The organism is Rhizobium sp. NZLR1 (genome assembly GCF_017357385.1).
Classification (GTDB): domain Bacteria; phylum Pseudomonadota; class Alphaproteobacteria; order Rhizobiales; family Rhizobiaceae; genus Rhizobium.
On sequence record NZ_CP071632.1, the window covers coordinates 3677501 to 3697201 of the forward strand.

16 protein-coding genes and 1 pseudogene (1 of these 17 running past the window's edge) are annotated in these 19701 nt (G+C 62.1%); all 17 read left to right on the plus strand.

Annotated elements, in window-relative coordinates; translation table 11 throughout:
• Positions 1–248 carry the 3' portion of a hypothetical protein gene (locus J3O30_RS18170; RefSeq protein ID WP_164007994.1) on the plus strand. Its footprint begins 91 nt before the window's first position, so 248 of the gene's 339 nt are visible here — the last part of the coding sequence; its start codon lies beyond the left edge, outside the window; the stop codon is at positions 246–248.
• Between the two features lie 139 nt (positions 249–387).
• Positions 388–594, plus strand: a complete 207-nt coding sequence (locus J3O30_RS18175) for a hypothetical protein (protein ID WP_007631295.1) — start codon at positions 388–390, stop codon at positions 592–594.
• Positions 595–746: 152 nt separating this feature from the next.
• On the plus strand, positions 747–1553 hold the full coding sequence (locus J3O30_RS18180) for a pseudouridine synthase (protein ID WP_207581619.1): 807 nt from the start codon (positions 747–749) through the stop codon (positions 1551–1553).
• Positions 1554–1567: 14 nt separating this feature from the next.
• Complete coding sequence (locus tag J3O30_RS18185) at positions 1568–2254, plus strand: phosphoribosyltransferase (protein ID WP_207584366.1); 687 nt, start codon at positions 1568–1570, stop codon at positions 2252–2254.
• 102 nt (positions 2255–2356) lie between these two features.
• A pseudogene (locus J3O30_RS18190) lies at positions 2357–4098 on the plus strand (SLC13 family permease).
• Between the two features lie 82 nt (positions 4099–4180).
• The gene (locus J3O30_RS18195) at positions 4181–5125 is read left to right on the plus strand and encodes a phosphoribosylaminoimidazolesuccinocarboxamide synthase (RefSeq protein ID WP_207584367.1); all 945 of its coding nucleotides are present in this window, start codon (positions 4181–4183) and stop codon (positions 5123–5125) included.
• A gap of 106 nt (positions 5126–5231) precedes the next feature.
• The gene (locus J3O30_RS18200) at positions 5232–5834 is read left to right on the plus strand and encodes a TetR family transcriptional regulator (RefSeq protein ID WP_207581620.1); all 603 of its coding nucleotides are present in this window, start codon (positions 5232–5234) and stop codon (positions 5832–5834) included.
• A 155-nt stretch (positions 5835–5989) separates the two neighbouring features.
• Complete coding sequence (locus J3O30_RS18205) at positions 5990–7201, plus strand: efflux RND transporter periplasmic adaptor subunit (RefSeq protein WP_207581621.1); 1212 nt, start codon at positions 5990–5992, stop codon at positions 7199–7201.
• Positions 7202–7248: 47 nt separating this feature from the next.
• Entirely contained in the window at positions 7249–10359 is a 3111-nt protein-coding gene (locus J3O30_RS18210) for an efflux RND transporter permease subunit (protein ID WP_207581622.1), read from the plus strand.
• Positions 10360–10510: 151 nt separating this feature from the next.
• A complete protein-coding gene (locus J3O30_RS18215) occupies positions 10511–11950 on the plus strand; it encodes an efflux transporter outer membrane subunit (protein ID WP_207581623.1) in 1440 nt (479 codons plus the stop codon).
• A 173-nt stretch (positions 11951–12123) separates the two neighbouring features.
• Complete coding sequence (locus tag J3O30_RS18220) at positions 12124–13167, plus strand: LacI family DNA-binding transcriptional regulator (protein WP_207581624.1); 1044 nt, start codon at positions 12124–12126, stop codon at positions 13165–13167.
• Position 13168: 1 nt separating this feature from the next.
• Positions 13169–14191 (plus strand): ABC transporter substrate-binding protein, encoded by a 1023-nt coding sequence (locus tag J3O30_RS18225; RefSeq protein WP_207581625.1) that lies wholly within the window; start codon positions 13169–13171, stop codon positions 14189–14191.
• Positions 14192–14258: 67 nt separating this feature from the next.
• Positions 14259–15086 (plus strand): ABC transporter permease, encoded by an 828-nt coding sequence (locus J3O30_RS18230; protein WP_207581626.1) that lies wholly within the window; start codon positions 14259–14261, stop codon positions 15084–15086.
• Positions 15083–15862, plus strand: a complete 780-nt coding sequence (locus J3O30_RS18235; RefSeq protein ID WP_207581627.1) for an ABC transporter permease — start codon at positions 15083–15085, stop codon at positions 15860–15862. Before J3O30_RS18230 ends, J3O30_RS18235 begins: the two co-directional genes overlap by 4 nt.
• A complete protein-coding gene (locus J3O30_RS18240) occupies positions 15855–16880 on the plus strand; it encodes an ABC transporter ATP-binding protein (protein ID WP_207581628.1) in 1026 nt (341 codons plus the stop codon). Before J3O30_RS18235 ends, J3O30_RS18240 begins: the two co-directional genes overlap by 8 nt.
• A gap of 4 nt (positions 16881–16884) precedes the next feature.
• Positions 16885–17805 carry a nucleoside hydrolase gene (locus J3O30_RS18245; RefSeq protein ID WP_207581629.1) on the plus strand — a complete coding sequence of 307 codons (921 nt, stop codon included), beginning with the start codon at positions 16885–16887 and terminating at the stop codon, positions 17803–17805.
• Positions 17802–19589: an adenine deaminase gene (locus tag J3O30_RS18250; RefSeq protein ID WP_207581630.1), complete on the plus strand. Its 1788-nt coding sequence runs from the start codon at positions 17802–17804 to the stop codon at positions 19587–19589. The genes J3O30_RS18245 and J3O30_RS18250 overlap by 4 nt, the downstream gene beginning before the upstream one ends.
• The last annotated feature ends 112 nt before the right edge of the window (positions 19590–19701 follow it).

Below are 19701 nucleotides of genomic sequence, written 5' to 3' on the forward strand. Positions count from 1 at the left end.
CCGCTCAAGGCGCCGAAGCCTATTACGAAGTGCGCGGCCGCGCCGGCAAGGCTTATGAAGAAGCCCTGCCCCGGGCAAAGAACGCCGTCGCACAAATCAAGGCTGAAGGCGTCGCTGCCGCCGACGCCGCCCGCGAGCATCCGGCCGCAACGACCACCGCGCTGGCGCTTGCAGGCGCCATCGGATTCCTCGCCGGATATCTGCTGTCCGGCAGTCAACAGCCGCAACCTCGGCAATGGTGGCGCTAAGTCGCCACATCCACGCATCAACCGGTTCTTTACGCACCCGCCGATCTGTCTTTCGGTCGGGTGCGTAAACGCTTATGTCTTACAAAAACCAATTTTTAATGCCAGCTATGGGAACATAAAAAACGAAGGGAGGACTACCATGGAAAACAAGAGGGCCAACTGCATCATCGAAGTCAGCGTCGACGGCGCCAATGGTCGTCACGCCGTCGGCATCATGAATATGCGCCAGGCACTCGACCTGCCGGAAATGCCAAGCCTGTCATACACACATCCGGACCCGGTCAAGGCCGCCGCCGGCATCGTCGTCAGCCGCAAGGAACTGGCCGGCTTCATGGTCTGCCGCTGAGGCGGTCAGATCCCAGCAAGCCCCCCACGGCGCTTTGCCCTTAAGCGCTGAGGCCTTTTGCGGCATTTCATTCCCTCCGTTTTTCTTTGCGTCGCTGGTATCCGTGCGCCGTTCATGCCAAGAGAGGGCACGAGGCAAGACAAGGACGTCAGATGAGGGAGCGGCGCCCACCGCATAAGACGCGTGAGCGGACAAAGCCCGCCGATAGCGCTGCAGGTAAACGGGTCACTCTTCCCCGCGCCCTCTCCAAGCTCGGTTATTGCTCCCGAACGCAGGCCGAACGGCTGATTGCCGAAAACCGCGTCGCCGTCGACGGCCGCACCATCACCGATATCGCCGCATGGGTTGATCTTGCAACTGCGCGGATCAGCGTCGACGGGCTCGTTGTCGCTGCAGAGGCGAAAATCTATCTGATGCTCAACAAGCCCCGCGGTCTCGTCACGACCCGCCATGATCCCGAAGGCAGGCCGACGGTCTATGATTGCCTCCGGGATTTTGACATCCCGCATCTCTCCCCCGTCGGCCGGCTCGACAAGGCAAGCGAGGGGCTGCTGCTGTTCACCAACGACACCGAATTCGCCCAGATCCTGCTCGATCCGATCACCCATGTCACGAAGACCTACCATGTCCAGATCGGCGGCGTCATGGACGATGAGGGTATCGCCGCCATGACATCGGGCATCCGCGACAACGGCGAATTGCTGACGGCGACCGCCGCGCGGCGCTTGCGCCAGGGTGACAGGAATTCATGGATCGAGGTCGAGCTCGACGAGGGCCGCAATCGCCAGATCCGCCGCATGCTGGAGGCACTCGGAACCGAATGCCTGCGCCTGGTGCGCGTCGCAATCGGCGGGCTCGAACTCGGCGAACTGGCGAAAGGCGCCGTGCGTCCGCTGAGCGAGGCGGAACTGCAGGTGCTGCGTCGTAGAACCGGTGTGGAAAGGTCGAGACGCAATTGACCGATGTGATGGCGATGGCGCCGCATGATTTCTGGCAGGAGATTCATCTTCCCGGCACCTTTCCCGACGACCAGGAATTCACCTCCTTTTATGTCGCCGCGCTGGAGGATGGCCGCCAACTTCGCCTGCCGATCCGCATACTGGCAGATGGCGATCACGCCCTCGCCTCGCTGATCGTCAACCAGGCGAGCTTCGCCGTGCTCGATGCGCTCGCCGAAAGCCTCGTCGAAAAGATCAGGCCCATGCGCATCGATGTTGTCGCCGGCCTGCCGACGCTTGGCCTGACGCTTGCCGCCGCCGTGGCCCAGAAGCTCGGTCATAGCAGGTACGTTCCGCTCGGTACCTCGCGCAAATTCTGGTACCGCGACGAGCTCTCCGTTGCCTTGTCCTCGATCACCACGCCGACGCAACCGAAACGGCTCTATATCGATCCGCGAATGCTGCCGCTGCTGACCGGACGGCGCGTCGCTCTGATTGATGACGTCATTTCCAGCGGCGCCTCGATCGCCGCCGGTCTTCACCTGCTGACGGCCTGCGGCATCGAACCCGCCGCCATCGGTGCGGCGATGCTGCAATCGGAGCGCTGGCGCGAGAGCCTTGCGGCCGTCGCACCGCAATGGATCGCGCGCACCGTCGGCGTTTTCGCAACGCCCATTCTGGAGCGGAACGCAGCGGGCCGGTGGCAGGCTTCGCCAGCTTGATGCGAGATATGGGAATTGTCCAATCTTTGCCTGAAGGCACCTCTGTACAGCGCATGAGGAACGATTACAGTCCGCCTCGTCGATGAAACACCGGATCCATGCATGACGTTCGAGCAAGCATCCCTGCTGATCCTTCTGCTGGCGATGCTCGTTCTCTTCTCACTCGATCGCTTCCGCATCGAGGTGGTCTCGATCGCCGGTCTGCTTGCCGGCCATGCACTCGGCCTTTATCCCGCCGATCAGATCTTCACGGGCTTCGCCAGCCCCGTCGTCGTCACCGTCGTCGAGATCCTGCTGATCGTCCAGGTGCTGGCGCGCGCCAGGCTCTTCGACGGTCTTGCTGCCCGTTTCGCGGCCGCGGGCCCCTCGGGTTTCCAGGTCATATCAGGCATTTCTTCTCTTACCGGCGTCATCTCCATCTTTATGAACAATATCGGTGCCTTTGCGATCACCCTGCCGGTGGCGCTGCGGCTCGGCACGGCTCTGGCCATCCCCCGCCGCCAGCTCGTCATGCCGGTCTCATTCGCAGCCCTGCTCGGCGGTCTCGTTTCGCTGATCGGCACGCCGGCCAACCTGCTCGTCAGCGATGCGCTCACTAAAGCGACCGGCGTGAGCTTTCGCTTTTTCGATTTCGCCTATGTTGGCCTGCCGGTCGCAATCGCCGGCATTTTTATCATCGCCTTTCGCGTGCAACGGCTGTTTCCATATCTCGACGAGGCGCCGGCGACGACCTTTCCGGCCACGCGCCGTATCGTCGTCGAGCGTCGCATCCCCGATGTTTCGCCGCTGATCGGCGTGCGGCTTTCCGATTGCCCCCGCGTTTCGGCATCAAGCCGCATGCGCTGATCCGTGGCGACAATTTCGTCTTCGGACCGCTCGACCAATCGGTGATCGAAGCCGGCGACGTGCTGCTTGCCGAAGGCGGCGATACGGTCTTTGTCGGCCTTGCCGCCGCGCAGGCGCTGATGGCTGATGCCCATCCGCACGGCCTGCAGCCGGATTTTACCCGTGTCGAAGCCGTCGTCATGCCGGAAAGCACGCTGGTCGGATCGCGGATCCGTTCGCTCGAAATCTTTCACAGTCGCGGCGTCGCAGTCACCGCTCTTTCCATGCGCGCGCCGCGCATAGAGGGCCGATTCCTCGACCTGCAGCTGTCGATTGGCGATATACTGACGTTAGAGGGGCCGCGCATAGCGATCGCCGAAGCGCTTGAAGAAAGCGAGTGCCTGCCGCTCGCTTCGGCTGCTTCGAGCGAACCCGCTTCGCTCTCCTGGCGGCCCTTCGCGCTCTTTGCCTGCGGCATCGCCGCCTCCGCGGCCGGCTTGCGTCCTGATGTTTCCTTTGCCGGCGTCGTGCTAGTGCTTGCCCTGCTCAATCATCTGAACATCCGCCAGGCGATGGCCGATCTCAATTGGCCGATCATTATCATGCTGGCGGCAATGATCCCGATCGGTCAGGCGGTGGCAACCACCGGAGCGGCCGAAACCATCGCCGGCTGGCTGAGCCTCGTCGTGCCGATCACCCATCCGCTCTTCGGCATTGCTCTGATCCTCTTCCTCGCGATGGCGCTGACGCCCTTCGTCAACAACGCGACGGTCGCAATCGTCCTGGCCCCGATCGCATTGGAATTCGCGAAAGCCGGCAACCATGCGCCGCACGCCTATCTGATCGCTGTCGCAGCCGGCGCCTCGCTCGATTTCCTGACGCCCTTCGGCCATCATAACAATACGTTGGCAATGGGCATTGGCGGCTACCGTTTCAGCGACTTCCTGCGCGCCGGCTGGCCACTTGCCGTTACAAGTTACGGCCTCGCTTTGTTTCTCCTGGCTCTGTTCTGGCTGTGATGCGATACTTGGGCGCCACCTTGACTTCCCGGCAATGAAACGACAGGAAGCCTTCACCCAATCACAAGGACAGTCGAGCGCCGTGCGAATCCTCTCCGAAGCCCATTTCCCGGAACTGCCGAACTATTATCGCGGCAAGGTGCGAGAGAATTATGATCTTCCGGACGGACGCCGGATTATCATCAGCACCGACCGGTTGAGCGCTTTCGACCGCATTCTCACCTGCATTCCCTATAAGGGCCAGGTGCTCACGCAGACGGCGCGCTACTGGTTCGAGGCGACAAGGGATATCTGCCCGAACCACGTTCTCGACTATCCCGATGCGAATGTCGTCATCGGCACGCGGCTCGACATCCTGCCGGTCGAAATCGTCGTGCGCGGTTATCTCGCTGGCACCACCGGCACGTCGATCCTGACACTCTATAAGAAGGGTGAGCGCGAGATGTACGGCATGCGCCTGCCCGACGGCATGCGCGACAACCAGATCCTGCCCGAACCCGTCATCACCCCGACCAGCAAGGAATTCGATGGCGGCCATGATGAGCCGCTGACCCCTGACGAAATCGTCACGCGTAGCCTTCTGACCAAGGAGCAGTGGCAGACCCTATCGCGATACGCGCTTGCGCTCTTCGCCCGCGGCCAGGAGATGGCCGCGAAACGCGGTCTGATTCTGGTCGACACCAAATATGAATTCGGCACCGATGGCGACGGCAATATCATCCTCGCCGACGAGATCCACACGCCCGACAGCAGCCGCTACTGGCTTGCCGAAAGCTATCCGGCAAGCTTCTCCGCCGGAAAACGTCCGGAAAGTTTCGACAAGGATTTCGTCCGCGCCTGGGTGGCCGAGCGCTGCGATCCCTATAAGGATGAGATCCCTGAAATCCCTGCTGAACTGATTGAGCAGACCTCGGCCGTCTATATCAAGGCGTATGAGGCGATCACCGGCCAGCGCTTTGTGCCCGACGATAGTGGCGAGACGCCGCTTGCCCGTGTCCGAAAGAACCTCGCCCCCTACTTCCTCTGAGATGGCGGCGTGCGAAAGCGGCTGGCTAATCACCGGCTTGCTGCATTTCGTGCAATCGCGCTAACATCAGCCGAAAGAAGGATCGGGCTCGCCCGGCGGGGGACGGATGGCAAGAAGGCCGAGACGCAAGGCCGAGGAAACGCGAGAAGACATCCTCTCCATGGCGGAGATGCTGTTTCGCGAGCGCGGCTATGTCGCGGTGTCGATTGCCGACATCGCCGGCGCGCTCCACATGTCGCCGGCCAATGTCTTCAAGCATTTCCGTTCCAAGGTCGCGCTGATCGATGCGATCGCCGGGCGCCATCTCGACAATGCGACCGAGCGTTTCGCAGCCTTCGACCAGGACCTGCCGCCGAAGGAGCAACTGCTTCGCTTCGTCCTTCGCCTGCTGGAAGGCCATCTGCAGGACATCCAGAAGAACCCTTACATCTTCGAAATGGTGCTTTCGACAATCGAAGCCAAACTCGAGGCCGGCAACCGTTATCGCGCCCGTATCGAAGAAAAGCTCGGTGAGATCATCCGCGAAGGAATGGCGGAGGGACGTTATCATTGCCGCGATCCCGAGAGCGCGGCACGCACCGTCGCAGACGTGCTCGCCTGCGTGCTGCACCCTATCCTGATCGCCCGCGACGACAAGGAAACACTCGTACACCGCGCCGAGCACATCGTGGGCTTCGTCGATGCCGCACTGCAAAATAACGCTTGCTAAGTGACGATTGCTGACTTACGTCACTTCGTAAAGCTTTTGTTAAATTCGGATGATGGCATTTGAATGCCGAACCAGTCCTGACGCTTATAAGCCTGCGCTCGGCTGAGCCGAGCCCGTGGATCGAACGGCCATTGCCACCGCACAGGGAATTCAGAATGATACGGCGTGCCCTCCTCATCTCCTCGGCGCTGGCGTTCGGCGCATTGCTCGCAGCCTGCAGCGATAACGCCAGCAAGCCCGCCGGCAATGCAGGTGCCGGCGCGGCCCAGCAGGCCTCGCCCGTCGGTGTGATCACGCTGAAAAAGGGTAGTTTCCCGATTACCACGATCCTTCCCGGCCGCGCCGAGACCTTCCAGACGGCCGATATCCGGCCGCAGGTGAGCGGTCTCATCCGCGAGATCGCCTTTAAAGAAGGCGGCGAGATCAAGAAGGGCGATCTTCTCTACCAGATCGAGGATGCGCCCTATATCGCTGCCGTCGAGCAGGCGAAGGCAGCAATCTCCAAAGCCGAGGCGAGTGTGCCGAGCGCTGAAAGCAATCTCGACCGCTACCAGCGCCTCGTCGGCAGCGGCGCCACCCAGATCGAATTCGAAACAGCCAAGACGACACTTCTCCAGGCCAAGGCCGAAGTCGAGTCGGCAAAGGCAGCGCTGTCCGCCGCACAGATCGATCTCGACCACACCAGAATCATCGCGCCCTTCGACGGCATCAGCGACCAGACGGCCTATAATGTCGGCAACGTCGTTTCAGCCAATCAGACGACGGCGCTGACGACGATCCGCCAACTTGACCCGATCTATATCTCGCTGACGGAATCGAGCACCAACCTGCTGAAGCTGCGCGATGCGGTGGCCGCCGGCGACATCAAGGGCGCCGCCAATGTCGTCTTCCACCTGATCCTCGAAGACGGCAAGGAATACAATCAGCAGGGCAAGCTCGACATGTCGAAGCAGGTGGTCAGTGAGACCACAGGCACCTTCATTATCCGCGTACTCTTTCCAAATCCCGACCGTATCGTGCTGCCCGGTATGTATGTCCGGGCAACCGTCGAACTCGGCGCCGAGGCGGGTTATGCGCTGCCGCAGCTGGCGACGAGCCGTGATGCCAATGGCCGGCTGACGGCACAGTTCGTTTCCGCCGATGGCAAGGTCGAAACCCGCGCTTTCGAGAACAGCTCGCCCTCCAACAATTCCTGGCTCGTGACCGAAGGCATCAAGGACGGCGATCAGCTGATCGTCAGTGGCCTGCAATCGATCACCTCAGGCATGCCGGTGAAGCCGGTTCCGATGAAGATCACCGACAACGGCGTGGTCGTGGCTGCCGAGCAGCCCGCGGCCGGTGACGCACAGAAGCCCGCAGCGAAGTAATCGCTTCGAGCCCCTACGTCACCGTCTCAGCCGCACAGGAACAACCGATGGCCAAGTTTTTCATCCGACGTCCGATTTTCGCCTGGGTCATTGCGATCACCATCATGCTCGCCGGCCTGCTGGCGATCTCCACCCTGTCGATCTCGCAATATCCCGACATCGCGCCGACGACGGTCCGTATCAATGCCACCTATCGGGGCGCGAGTGCTGAGACCGTCGAGAAATCGGTGACGACGATTATCGAGGACGGCATGACCGGCCTCGACGATCTCACCTATATGACCTCAACCTCGTCGACGGGTTCGGCCAGCATCCAGCTGACCTTCGGGACGAGTGCCGACCCTGATATCGCCCAGGTACAGGTGCAGAACAAGCTGCAGCTGGTTCAGTCGCAGCTTCCGAGCGACGTCATCGATGCCGGGATCAGCGTCACCCGCTCGACCTCGAGCATTCTTCTCGTCGGCTCGCTCGTTTCCACCGACGGCAAGCGCAATTCGGTCGACCTCGGCAACATCGTGTCGACCTCGATCGAGGACCAGATCCAGCGCCTGGAAGGCGTCGGCAGCATCAACGTCTTCGGCTCAGGATACGCCATGCGCGTCTGGCTCGACCCCTTCAAGCTGCTGAAATACCAGTTGACGCCGAGCGACGTCACCGCAGCCATCCAGGCGCAGAACACCCAGGTCTCGGTCGGTTCGCTCGGTGCCCAGCCGGCGATCCCCGGCCAGCAGATCAACGTTACCATCACTGCGCAAAGTCAGCTGACCACCGTCGCCGATTTTGAGCACATCATCCTGAAGGTCGAAAAGGATGGCGCGACGGTGCGCTTAGGCGATGTCTCGCGCATCGAGATCGGCCAGGAAAGCTACGGCGGCAATTCGCGCTACAATGGCCAGCCCTCGACCGGTTTTGCCGTCAATCTGGCGATCGGCGCCAACGCCATCGATACCGCCGCCCGCGTGCGCTCTGCCCTCGCTGTCATCGGCCGCGGCCTGCCCGCCGGTGTGGAAATCACCTATCCCTACGACACGACGCCCTTTGTCGAGCTGTCTATCGAAAAGGTGGTGCACACGCTGATCGAGGCGATCGTGCTCGTTTTCGTGGTCCTTCTTATCTTCTTGCAGAACCTGCGGGCTACGCTGATCCCGACGATTGCCGTTCCCGTCGTCCTGCTCGGCACCTTCGGGGTGCTGGCGGTCACCGGCTATTCGATCAATACGTTGACGATGTTCGCGATGGTGCTGGCGATCGGCCTTCTCGTCGACGACGCCATCGTCGTCGTCGAAAACGTCGAACGCATCATGTCCGAAGAGAAGCTTTCGCCGCTCGAGGCGACGGAAAAGTCGATGGGCGAAATCACCGGCGCCATTGTTGGCATCGCCCTCGTCCTCACCGCCGTCTTCATTCCGATGGCTTTCTTTGGTGGTTCGACCGGCATCATCTATCGTCAGTTCTCGATCACCATCGTCTCGGCCATGCTGCTGTCGGCGCTCGTCGCCCTCGTGCTGACGCCCGCACTTTGCGCCACGATGCTGAAGCCGGTCGGCGAACACAGGAAACACCGCGTCGGCGACTGGTTCAACCGCAACTTCACGCGCTCGACCAACGGCTATGTCAGCACCATCGGCTATCTCTTGAAGCGGCCGATACGCGTCATGCTGGTCTTCCTGCTCGTCGGCGCCGGCTGCGCCTATCTCTTCACCCGCCTGCCGAGCTCGTTCTTGCCGCAGGAGGACCAGGGCGTGCTGCTGACCATCGTCACCACGCCGCCGGGCTCGACCACTCAGCAGACCCAGGCGGTTGTCGAAAAGGTCGAGAAGTACTATCGGGAAAATGAGAAGGATGCGGTCGAATCCGTGTTCGGCGCGCTCGGCTTCGGCTTTAACGGCTCCGGCCAGAACAGCGCCATCGTCTTCACCAAGCTCAAGGATTTCTCGCAGCGTACCGATCCGGTGCTGAGCGCCCAGTCAGTCGTCAACCGTGCGCTTGGCAGTTTCTTCAAGATCCGCGAGGCGCAGGTTTTCGCGCTTCTGCCGCCGGCGATCCAGGGCCTCGGCGTGTCGAGCGGCTTCTCCATGTATCTCGTCGATACCGGCGGCCACGGCAATGACGCCCTGACGGCCGCCTCCAAGCGGCTGATCCAGATGGGCAACACCTCGGGCAAGATCGTGGCGCTGCGCAGCAGCAACAAGGAAGTCGAGCCGCAGATGCGAATCGTGCTCGATCAGGAAAAGATCGGTGCGATGGGCGTCGACATCGCTGCGGTCAATTCGATGCTGTCGATCATCTTCACCGGCCGCGACGTCAACGATTTCACCCTGAACGGCGAGATCAAGCCCGTCTACGTTGAGGGCGATGCGCCCTTCCGCATGCAGCCGAGTGATCTCGACCACTGGTACGCACGCAACAATGACGGCGAAATGGTGCCATTCTCCGCCTTTACCCGGACTGAGTGGGTGAAAGGTGCGCCCTCGCTTGCCCGCTTCAACGCCGTCAGCGCCATTCCGCTCGACGGAGCTTCCGCACCCGGGATTTCTTCCGGCGATGCAATGAACGAAATGGAAGCGCTGACCGAACAGCTTGGCGGCGGTTATACCGTCGCCTGGCAGGGCATTTCCTATCAAGAGCGCCTTTCCGGTTCGCAGGCGCCGATGCTCTATGCGATCTCCGTTCTCGTCGTCTTCCTCTGCCTTGCAGCACTCTACGAAAGCTGGTCGATCCCCTTCTCGGTGATCATGGCGGTGCCTGTCGGTATTCTCGGGGCGCTGACGGCAGCAACCTTGTTCGGTCAGGCCAACGACGTCTATTTCAAGGTCGGCCTGCTCACAACCATCGGCCTGGCGGCAAAAAACGCGATCCTGATCGTCGAATTCGCCAAGGACCGCATGGAAAGCGGCATGGGCCTCTACGAAGCGACGCTGGAAGCAGCGAGATTGCGCCTGCGGCCGATCATCATGACCTCGCTTGCCTTCATTCTGGGCGTCGTGCCGCTGGCGATCGCGACAGGCGCGGGTTCGGCGGCACAAAACGCCATCGGTATCGGCGTTCTCGGCGGCATGCTCGCGGCGACGATGCTCGGAATCTTCTTCGTACCGTCCTTCTTTGTCGTCATTCGACGCATCTTTGCCACACGCGGAAAAAATGCGGCGGGAGTGTGATATAAATGCACTGTGATAATGCGGTTCTCGTTGCTACATTGCGGCCGACTGCTTCGGCATGGTGTTTTTTGGTAGGGCGAGGCGCGACGGCCGTTAGTGAAGCATGAAGCTTCGGACAAGAATTGACTTGCTCGAGTACAGGAAGAAATGAATGGTATCTCTTCGTATTGCCACACCGGCATTATTGTTATTGTTGTCGGGCTGCGTTGTTGGCCCGGATCATGTTCCTCCTGAGATGCCACTGCCCGCCAAATTCGGAGAGGGCAACACCAAGAGCGATGGCGATGTCACCACTGTGGCCTGGTGGAATGCGTTCAACGACCGCAAGCTGGACGGCTATGTCCAGAGCGGCCTCGACCAGAACCTGTCAATCCAGCAGGCGATCGAACGTATCAATGCGGCTTCCGCCAACGTCACCGTAGCAGGAGCCGGCGGCTTGCCGAACCTGACAGTCGACGCCTCGCACACGGTCAGCGGCCAGAGCGGTGAGCTGCGCACGCAGTTTGACACACGCAACACCAGCGGCGGCGAAGCACAGCTGAGCTGGCTGCTCGATATCTTCGGCCTCTACAAACGCAGCACGGAAGGCGCTCTCGCTTCGCTCGATTCCGCTTACGCATCCGCGGACGTTGCCAAGCTCACTCTCGTGCAGGACATGGTCTCGAGTTATATCGACGTCCGCTATTTCCAGCAGCGCCTGGCGCTTTCCAAGGCTAACCTGAAGTCTCGCCAGGAGACCTACGAACTCACCAAATTCCAGCTTGAAGCTGGTGCCGCCTCGCGTCTCGACGTCGTTCAGGCGGAAGGCTTGGTACAGTCGACGCTCGCCGAAATTCCCGGCCTCGAAACCAATATCCGCATTTCCGCCCATCACATCGCCACGTTGCTCGGCCTGCCGGCATCAGCTCTCGTCGATGAGCTGCTAAGGGGCGCCGGTCAGCCTGTGTTCCGCGGCAGCATCACCTCCGGCATCCCCGCGGACCTGATCCGTAACCGTCCTGATATTCGCGTAGCGGAACGTGACCTCGCTGCCGCAACGGCCAATATCGGCGTTGCCCAGGCGCAGCTTTATCCAAGCATCTCGCTCAGCGGCTCGATTTCGCCGGCCTATATTAATCAGCGCGGCATCCATGGCGGCCTGTCGCCCTGGTCCTTCGGCCCGACCCTCAACCTGCCGATTCTCGATGGCGGCCGCCTGCGCGCCAACGTCAAATCGGCACAGTCGGATGCTGCTACGGCCTATCTCAACTGGAAATCGACCGTGCTGACCGCGATCGAACAGGTCGAGAACGCGCTTTCGGCCGTCCGGCGTGACGCCCGCACGGTCTCGGCACTCCAGGCACAGGTAAAGACCACGCAAGAGACGCTCGAACTTTCCACAGCATCCTACAAGGACGGCGCTTCCTCGCTGCTCGACGTTCTCGACGCCCAGCGCCAGGTTTCGCTTGCCCAAGCAAGCCTTGCCGCAGCCGTCCAGCAGATGGCCAAGGACTATGTCTCGCTGAACGTCGCGGTCGGCGGCGGCTTTGCCCCCGGCGGCAAGACGACCGTAGCCAACACCACTGTCGTGGTGAAGCCCGCGAAAACCTGATCGGCCGCCTTGTGCCGTCTGACGTACAGAGCCCCGCGATCGTCTCGCGGGGCTTTTTTCATGTCGACCAAATTTTGTATCCGGATAACTCACATAAGATGAATTGGGAATCGACAAGCGAAAAGAGCTGAGGTAGAGCTTGATTAAACGATTAATCAAGAGCGCCGTCGATCATGGCTTCATCGCGTTCGGGACCGAACCTCAGCAGGATAGCAACGTCGCTCGGCGTTTCCGTCGCCACGGTCTCCAATGCGTTGTCCGGCAAGGGTCGGGTATCCGGCCAACTGGTTGAAAGGATCCGCGAGCATGCGGCCGAACTCGGTTATGTCCCGAGCCAGGCCGGGCGGGCCCTGAGGACCGGCCGCAGCGGCGTTCTCGGCCTGGTGCTGCCCGATATCGCCAATCCGCTGTTCCCGAAAATTGCCCAGGCGATCGAATTCGCCGCTTCCGCCGCCGGTTACGGCGTGCTGATCGCCGATTCCCGCGGCGATGTCGCCAAGCAGACCGAGGCGATCAATCGGCTGGTCGAGCGCGGCGTCGACGGCATGGTCATCATTCCCCGCCGCGCCACTCGCATTTCCGCCGCCGCCTGCCCGGTCGCCGTTATCGACACCGCGTCGACGCCAGGCAATACCGTTGCCGCCGACCATTGGCAGGGCGGGTGCGAAATCGCCGGCCATCTCGCCAGCCTCGGCCATCGCCGCATCCTCATCATCGGCAACAATCAGGAATCCAACGTCCAGAATGACCGCGCCGGCGGCATCCGCTCCGGCATGCGCCCGGGCATGCATTCGGAAACACTGTGGATCGAGAGACTGGAGCAGGATGGCGGCAGCGGCTGCCCGCTCGGTCTCGCCGAAAAAGTCAGGCAGGGGTTCACCGCCTTCGCAGCACTCTCCGACCTGCAGGCGCTGCGCGCGCTGACGGAGCTGCAGCAGGCCGGCATCAACATTCCGGCCGACGTCAGCGTCACCGGCTTCGACGACCTCATTTGGTCGCCGGTCGTCACGCCGTCGCTGACGACGGTTCGTATGGATATGGACGCTATTGCCGGGATTGCCGTGTCGGCGCTGGTGGATACCATAAGAAAAAGCAGCATGCGGCAAGGCATGCTGGTTACCGCCGAGATCAATCGCGTCGCGATGCAGCTGATCGTCCGCCAATCATCCGGGCCTGCGCACCCGGCACCAAAAACCTCAGAGATGGAGAACACGTAAGATGAAAAAAGCTCTCATTGCCTCGGCAGCGCTCGCTGCCCTGTCTCCGCTTGGAGCGGCCGCAGCCGATCGCACGCTGACCATTTCCGTCTATGCCTTTGCACAAGACGATTTCAAGACGCTGGTCTACGATCCCTTCGAGGCCAAATGCGGCTGCAAGCTGGTGGTCGAGACCGGCAACAGCGTCGAGCGTCTGGCCAAGCTGGAAGCCAACAAGGCCAATCCCGTCATAGATCTTGCCGCCGTTTCCATGGCCGATGCGCTGGCCGCCTCGCGCGCCGGCCTGATCGACAAGATCGACACCGCCAAGCTCCCCAATTTTGCCAAACTCTACGACGTCGCCAAGGACCCGAATGGCGACGGCATGAGCGTCGGTTATACCTTCTATGCCACCTCGATCGCCTATCGGTCCGACAAGATGAAGATCGATTCCTGGAACGATCTCTTGAAGCCGGAATATGTCGGGCACGTAGCCTTTCCGAACGTGACCACCAATCAGGGCCCGCCGGCGCTCTACATGCTGGGCTTGGCCCTTGGTAAGGATACGCCCGATCTGAAGGGACCCATCGAGGCGCTGGGCGAAAAGAAGGACGAGGTCGTCACCTTCTATGAAAAATCCTCGCAACTGGTGCAGCTGATGCAGCAGGAGGAGATCTGGGCAGCCCCGATCGGCCGTTTCTCCTGGGCCGGCTTCACCAAGCTCGACGTGCCGGTCGCCTGGGCGACACCGAAGGAGGGCCAGACCGGCGGCATGAATGTGTTGGTGCTGACCAAGGGTTCGAAGAACCAGGACCTCGCTTTGCAGTTCATGGATTTCTGGCTCTCGACCGATATCCAGACCAAGCTCGCCGAAAAGCTGATCGACAGCCCCGCCAACCGCGAGGTCAAGCTTTCCGAGGCAGCAGCCAACAACCTTACCTATGGCGAGGAAACCGCCAAGAGCCTCAAGCTGATCCCCTCCGCCGTCGCCCTCGACAACCGCGCCGGCTGGCTGAAGACATGGAACGAAAAGGTCGGCCAATAAGGCCTGTCTGAGAACCGGTCCCGGCTCCTCTGCCGGGACAATCCTCTGTCCGCTCGAAAGGCGCCTCATGTTCCAGAACCGCGCAGAAGCCCTGGCGCTTGCCCTGCCGGCAGCCGTCTTTGCGACCCTGGTCTTCCTGCTGCCCGTCGCGATCCTGCTGTCGGAGGGCTTCCATGCCGGCGGCGGCTGGACGCTGTCGGCCTATGCCGGTTTCTTCTCTGAGGCGCTGAACCGCACCGTTTTCCTGCGCAGCTTCCGGCTCGGCCTCGAAGTCACAGCTGTCTCGGCGGTCATCGGTTATGCCGCAGCCTTCGCCATCGTCCACCTGCCGCCGAATGGCAAGGGCCGTATGATCGGCCTAGTCACCTTGCCGCTGATGATCTCTCCGGTGGCGCGCACCTATGCCTGGATCGTCATTCTCGGCCGCACCGGGATCGTCAACCAGGCGATAGCGCGCCTGGGTCTCAGCGCCGAGCCGCTGCGGCTGCTGTTCACCGAAACCGCCGTCTTCATCGGTCTCTTGCAACTCTTTCTGCCTTTGATGATCCTGTCGCTGATCAGCTCCCTCGAGAACATGCCGAAGGATGCGATCCCCGCCGCCCGCGTGCTTGGCGCCAACTGGTTCCAGGTCTTCTGGAAGGTCATCCTGCCGCTGACCACGGAAGGCCTCGTCGTCGGCGGCACGCTTGTCTTCACCGGATCGCTGACCGCCTACATCACCCCGGCCGTGCTTGGCGGTTCAAAGGTGCTGATGCTGGAAACGCTGCTGTATCAGCAGGTTTCCGTCGCCAATGATTTCGTCTCGGCAAGCGTCATTGCCTTCATTCTGATCATCATGAGCTTTGCGGCCAACATCCTGCTGAAACGTCTTGCGACGGCGAGGAACCGCCGATGAGCCTCCGCCTGTTTTCGCCCATCGTGCTTTTCCTGCTGCTGGTCTTTCTGATCGGTCCGTTCCTGATCATCATTGCCGCTTCGTTATCGGCCGGCGATACGCTGGCCTTTCCGCCACAAGGCCTGTCGCTGCGGTGGGTCATGAAGGTGTTCACCGTCGAGAGTTTCCGCGACAGCTTCGCCATGTCGATGTTCCTCGCCGTGTTCGGAACGCTCGCCGCCCTCGTCCTCGGCATCCCGGCCGCCTACGCGCTCTCCCGCTACCGGCTGCCCGCGGCCGAGACCGTCCGCACCATCGTCTCGCTGCCGATTATCGTGCCGGGCATCATCGTCGGCCTGTCGCTGCTGCGTTATCTCGTCGTGCCCTTCGGTTTCGACATCACGCTGGCACTCTTCTTCGCCCATACGGCCCTCGTACTGCCCTATGCCGTGCGCGTCGTCTCGGCGAGCCTCGACAATCTGCGCTCGGACATCGAGGAGGCCGCCGTCCTGCTCGGCTCCTCCAGACTCGGCGCTTTTTTCCGCGTGGTGATGCCGAATATCCGCGGCGGCATCCTTGCCGCCTTCATCCTCGGCTTCGTCACCAGCTTCAATCAGGTGCCCGTCTCGCTCTTCCTTTCCGGTCCCGGCGTCCACACGCTGCCGATCGACATGCTGGGTTACATGGAAACCACCTACGACCCGTCGATCGCGGCGCTTTCCGCCCTCCTCGCCTTTCTCTCGATGGGCATCGTCTTCCTCGCCGAACGTTTCCTGGGATTCTCGCGCTATGTCTGATGCCTATCTTCAACTCGACAAGCTGACGCTTACCTATGGCGACACGGTCGCGGTCAGCAATCTCGACCTTACGATCGGCAAGGGCGAGCTCGTTGCCCTTCTCGGCCCCTCAGGCTGCGGCAAGACGACGACGATGCGGGCGATCGCCGGTCTGCTGAGGCCTACCTCCGGCCGTATCAGCCTCGATGGAGCCGATATCACCCGCGTCTCGGCCAACAAGCGCGCCGTCGGGCTCGTCTTCCAGTCCTACGCGCTTTTCCCGCATCTGACGGTTTATGAGAACGTCGCCTTCGGTTTGCGCCTCAAGGGTATCTCGGGCGCAGATCTCGACGCCCGTGTCGCCTCCGGCTTGAAATCGGTCGGCCTGTCGGCTTTCGCCCGCCGCAAGCCCGCCGAACTCTCCGGCGGCCAGCAGCAGCGCGTGGCGCTCGCCCGCTCGATGGTGATGGAGCCGAAAGTTCTGCTGCTCGACGAGCCGCTTTCCAATCTCGACGCCCGCCTTCGCCTTGAGATGCGCGCCGAATTGCAGCGGGTACAGAAGGAGACCGGCGTCACCATGATCTTCGTCACCCACGACCAGGTGGAGGCCTTGGCGCTTGCCGACCGCATCGTCGTGATGTTGAACGGGGGCATCGAACAAATCGGCACGCCGGAAGAGATCTACAACAATCCGGCCTCTGCCTTCGTCGCCGATTTCGTCGGCTTCGAGAATGTCTTCCCGCTGAAGGATGGAAAGCTTGTGACAACGAACGGCCCGATCGCCCTTTCCGGCCCCGCACCGCAAGCTGCGGCGGGCCTCGCCTGGCGGCCACGCAAAGTGATCCTCGGCTCGGGCACCTTTCAAGGCACCGTGCGCGGCACGTCTTTCGCAGGCAACACACGCGAATATCTCCTCGATACCGCGCTCGGCCCGATCAAGGCCGAGATTGATGCCGGTCTGCCGCCGCATGAGATCGGCAGCGCGCTCGCCTTCGACCTGCCGGTTGCCGGCGCGGCCAGCCTCAAGCGGTTCGGGTGAGATCATGGGCGTCTGGATCGACACCGACATGGGCTTCGACGACATCGCCGCCATTCTGGTGGTGGGTCAATCGGAATTTGACATCGACGGCGTATCGCTGGTCTTCGGCAATACGCCACTGCCGCAGGTGAAAACCAATGCCGCCTCCGCTGCCATTGCCTTCGGCTGGAAATTCCCGATCCACACCGGTCGCGCCATGCCTGTTCTCGGCAAGCTCGAAACCGCTCAGGCGATCCTCGGCGAAACCGGCATCCCGACCATCGGCAGGAGCCTGCCGGAGGCCCCCGCTCTTGCTGAAAGCGATGCCTTTGCAGCGCTTTGCCGGTGGTTGGAAGATCAGGGCCAGCACCGTATGCTGGCGCTCGGGCCCCTCACCAATATCGCCGCCGTGGCGCTCGCTCGCCCCGATCTTGCCGCCCGTATCAGCGAACTCGTCTGGATGGGCGGCGGCGTCACCTCAGGCAACCATACGGCGTCTGCCGAGTTCAACGCGCTCGCCGATCCCGAGGCCCTGTCGATCGTCATCGCCCATGGCCTGCCGCTGCGCATGGTCGATCTCGATCTCTGCCGCAAGGTGCTGGCAAGGCCGGAGGATGCCGAGCCGGTGCGCGATGCCGGCGGCGCCAATGCCGATCTGATCGCCGATATGTTTTCGGGTTATATCCGCATCGGCACCAGCCGCGGCCGCCCGGGCATGGCGATCTACGATCCCACAGCCGCCGTCGCCTTCGTCGCTGCCGATGTCGTCAGCTTCCGGCCCGCGCGTATCGACGTCGAACTGCAGGGCGCCTTGACCCGTGGCCGCACCGTCGTCGAGACCCGCGCCACGCATGCAGCCTTCAATGCCCAGTTTGCCGCCGACATCGATGCCGACAGGGCGCGTGTCATTATCCTTGAAGCCCTGGTCAACGAGGCCCGGAAGTGAACGCCATCCCTCGCCAGGAACCTGGCGATCTCAACGATCCCGCCATGCGCGCGCGGGCCGTCGCCGCCGCACGCGGTGATGCTCCCTTCGATATGCTAATTACCGGCGGCCGGCTGCTCGACGCGGTGACGGGCCTGATCCGCGAGGCCGATATCGGCCTCGTTGGCGCCCTGATTGCGAGCGTCCACACCTCGGCAAGCCGCACGGATGCGGTCGAGATCATCGATGCGGCAGGCGGCATCGCAACACCCGGTCTGATCGACACCCACATGCATGTCGAAAGTTCGATGGTGACACCGGCGGAATATGCGAGCGCCGTGCTGGCGCGCGGCGTCACCACGGTCGTTTGGGATCCGCATGAATTCGCCAATGTCCATGGCCTTGACGGTGTGCGCTGGGCGATCGAGGCGGCACGCTGCCTGCCGCTGCGCATGATCCTGCTCGCTCCCTCCTGCGTGCCGTCGGCGCCCGGCCTGGAACTTGCCGGTGCCGATTTCGATGCCTCCGTCATCGCCGAGATACTGCGCTCCTCCGCCGTCGGCGGCGTCGCCGAGGTGATGAACATGCGTGGCGTCATCGACGGCGATCCGCGCATGATGGCCATCGTCAATACCGGCCTTGCCTCCGGCAAGCTCGTCTGCGGTCATGCCCGCGGCCTCGAAGGCCCCGACCTCAACGCCTTCATGGCCTCGGGCATCACGTCCGACCACGAACTCACTTCCGGCGGCGACCTCGCGGCCAAGCTTGCCGCCGGCCTGACGATCGAGCTGCGCGGATCGCACGACCATCTGCTCCAGGAATTCGTCGAGGTGCTGAATGGTCTCGGCCACCTGCCCCCGACCGTGACACTCTGCACAGACGACGTCTTTCCCGATGAACTCTACGAAGGCGGCGGCCTTGACGACGTCGCCCGCCGGATGGTGCGCTACGGAATGAAGCCGGAGTGGGCGATCCGTGCCGCAACCTTCAACGCCGCACAGCGGCTGAAGCGATCCGATCTCGGCCTCATCGCCCCCGGCCGCCGCGCCGATATCGTGCTCTTCGAGGACCTTACGGAATTCCGGTCGCGGCTGGTCATCTCAAGCGGTCGCGTCGTCGCCCGCAACGGCAGCATGCAGGTTGACATCCAGCAGCTCGATCCGGCGCCGCTTGAAAATTCGGTGAAGCTCCCGCAATTTGCCGAAGATGATTTCCGCATTCCGTCGAGCTGCGAGCGCGTCCGTGTCGCCACCATCGACCGCCCGCGTTTCACGCAATGGGGTGAGGCGGAGACAGAGGTCAGAGACGGGTTCGTCGTACCGCCGGCCGGCAGCGCCATGATCGCCGTCGCCCATCGCCACGGCAAAACCGACGGCACCCCGCGCATCGGCTTCCTCACCGGCTGGGGTGAATGGCGCGGCGCCTTCTGCACCACCGTCTCGCATGACAGCCACAACCTCACCGTCTTCGGCGGCAATGCGCGCGACATGGCGCTTGCCGCCAACGCCGTCATATCAGCCGGAGGCGGAATGGCCGTCGCCAAAGACGGAAAGATCGAGGCGCTACTGCCGCTGCCGCTCTCCGGCCTAGTGACCGACGCATCGCTAAAGGACACCGCTTCGGCCTTTGCCGGCATCCGCAAGGCCATGGAAAAAATCGTCGACTGGAAACCGCCCTATCGGGTCTTCAAGGCCTGCTTCGGCGCAACGCTCGCCTGCAATGTCGGCCCGCACCAGACGGACCGGGGAATTGCCGATGTGGTGACGGGCGAGCTGCTGGAAAATCCGGTGCTGGAGGTTTTGTAGGGCTCCAGCGATTGCACGGTGTGCCGTGCCACCGCAAACGCGGGTCTAAAGCGCGTCGGATTAGACTTGATTCATGTGACGCGCTTTAGCTCTTTGTTTTTATGCATGTCGT

Coding starts and splice junctions, on each gene's coding strand:
- J3O30_RS18245 (WP_207581629.1), top strand. CDS start 16,885: ATGGGCGTCTGGATCGACACCGACATGGGCTTCGACGACATCGCCGCC.
- J3O30_RS18175 (WP_007631295.1), top strand. CDS start 388: ATGGAAAACAAGAGGGCCAACTGCATCATCGAAGTCAGCGTCGACGGC.
- J3O30_RS18230 (WP_207581626.1), top strand. CDS start 14,259: ATGTTCCAGAACCGCGCAGAAGCCCTGGCGCTTGCCCTGCCGGCAGCC.
- J3O30_RS18200 (WP_207581620.1), top strand. CDS start 5,232: ATGGCAAGAAGGCCGAGACGCAAGGCCGAGGAAACGCGAGAAGACATC.
- J3O30_RS18210 (WP_207581622.1), top strand. CDS start 7,249: ATGGCCAAGTTTTTCATCCGACGTCCGATTTTCGCCTGGGTCATTGCG.
- J3O30_RS18235 (WP_207581627.1), top strand. CDS start 15,083: ATGAGCCTCCGCCTGTTTTCGCCCATCGTGCTTTTCCTGCTGCTGGTC.
- J3O30_RS18220 (WP_207581624.1), top strand. CDS start 12,124: ATGGCTTCATCGCGTTCGGGACCGAACCTCAGCAGGATAGCAACGTCG.
- J3O30_RS18185 (WP_207584366.1), top strand. CDS start 1,568: ATGGCGCCGCATGATTTCTGGCAGGAGATTCATCTTCCCGGCACCTTT.
- J3O30_RS18205 (WP_207581621.1), top strand. CDS start 5,990: ATGATACGGCGTGCCCTCCTCATCTCCTCGGCGCTGGCGTTCGGCGCA.
- J3O30_RS18180 (WP_207581619.1), top strand. CDS start 747: ATGAGGGAGCGGCGCCCACCGCATAAGACGCGTGAGCGGACAAAGCCC.
- J3O30_RS18240 (WP_207581628.1), top strand. CDS start 15,855: ATGTCTGATGCCTATCTTCAACTCGACAAGCTGACGCTTACCTATGGC.
- J3O30_RS18215 (WP_207581623.1), top strand. CDS start 10,511: ATGGTATCTCTTCGTATTGCCACACCGGCATTATTGTTATTGTTGTCG.
- J3O30_RS18225 (WP_207581625.1), top strand. CDS start 13,169: ATGAAAAAAGCTCTCATTGCCTCGGCAGCGCTCGCTGCCCTGTCTCCG.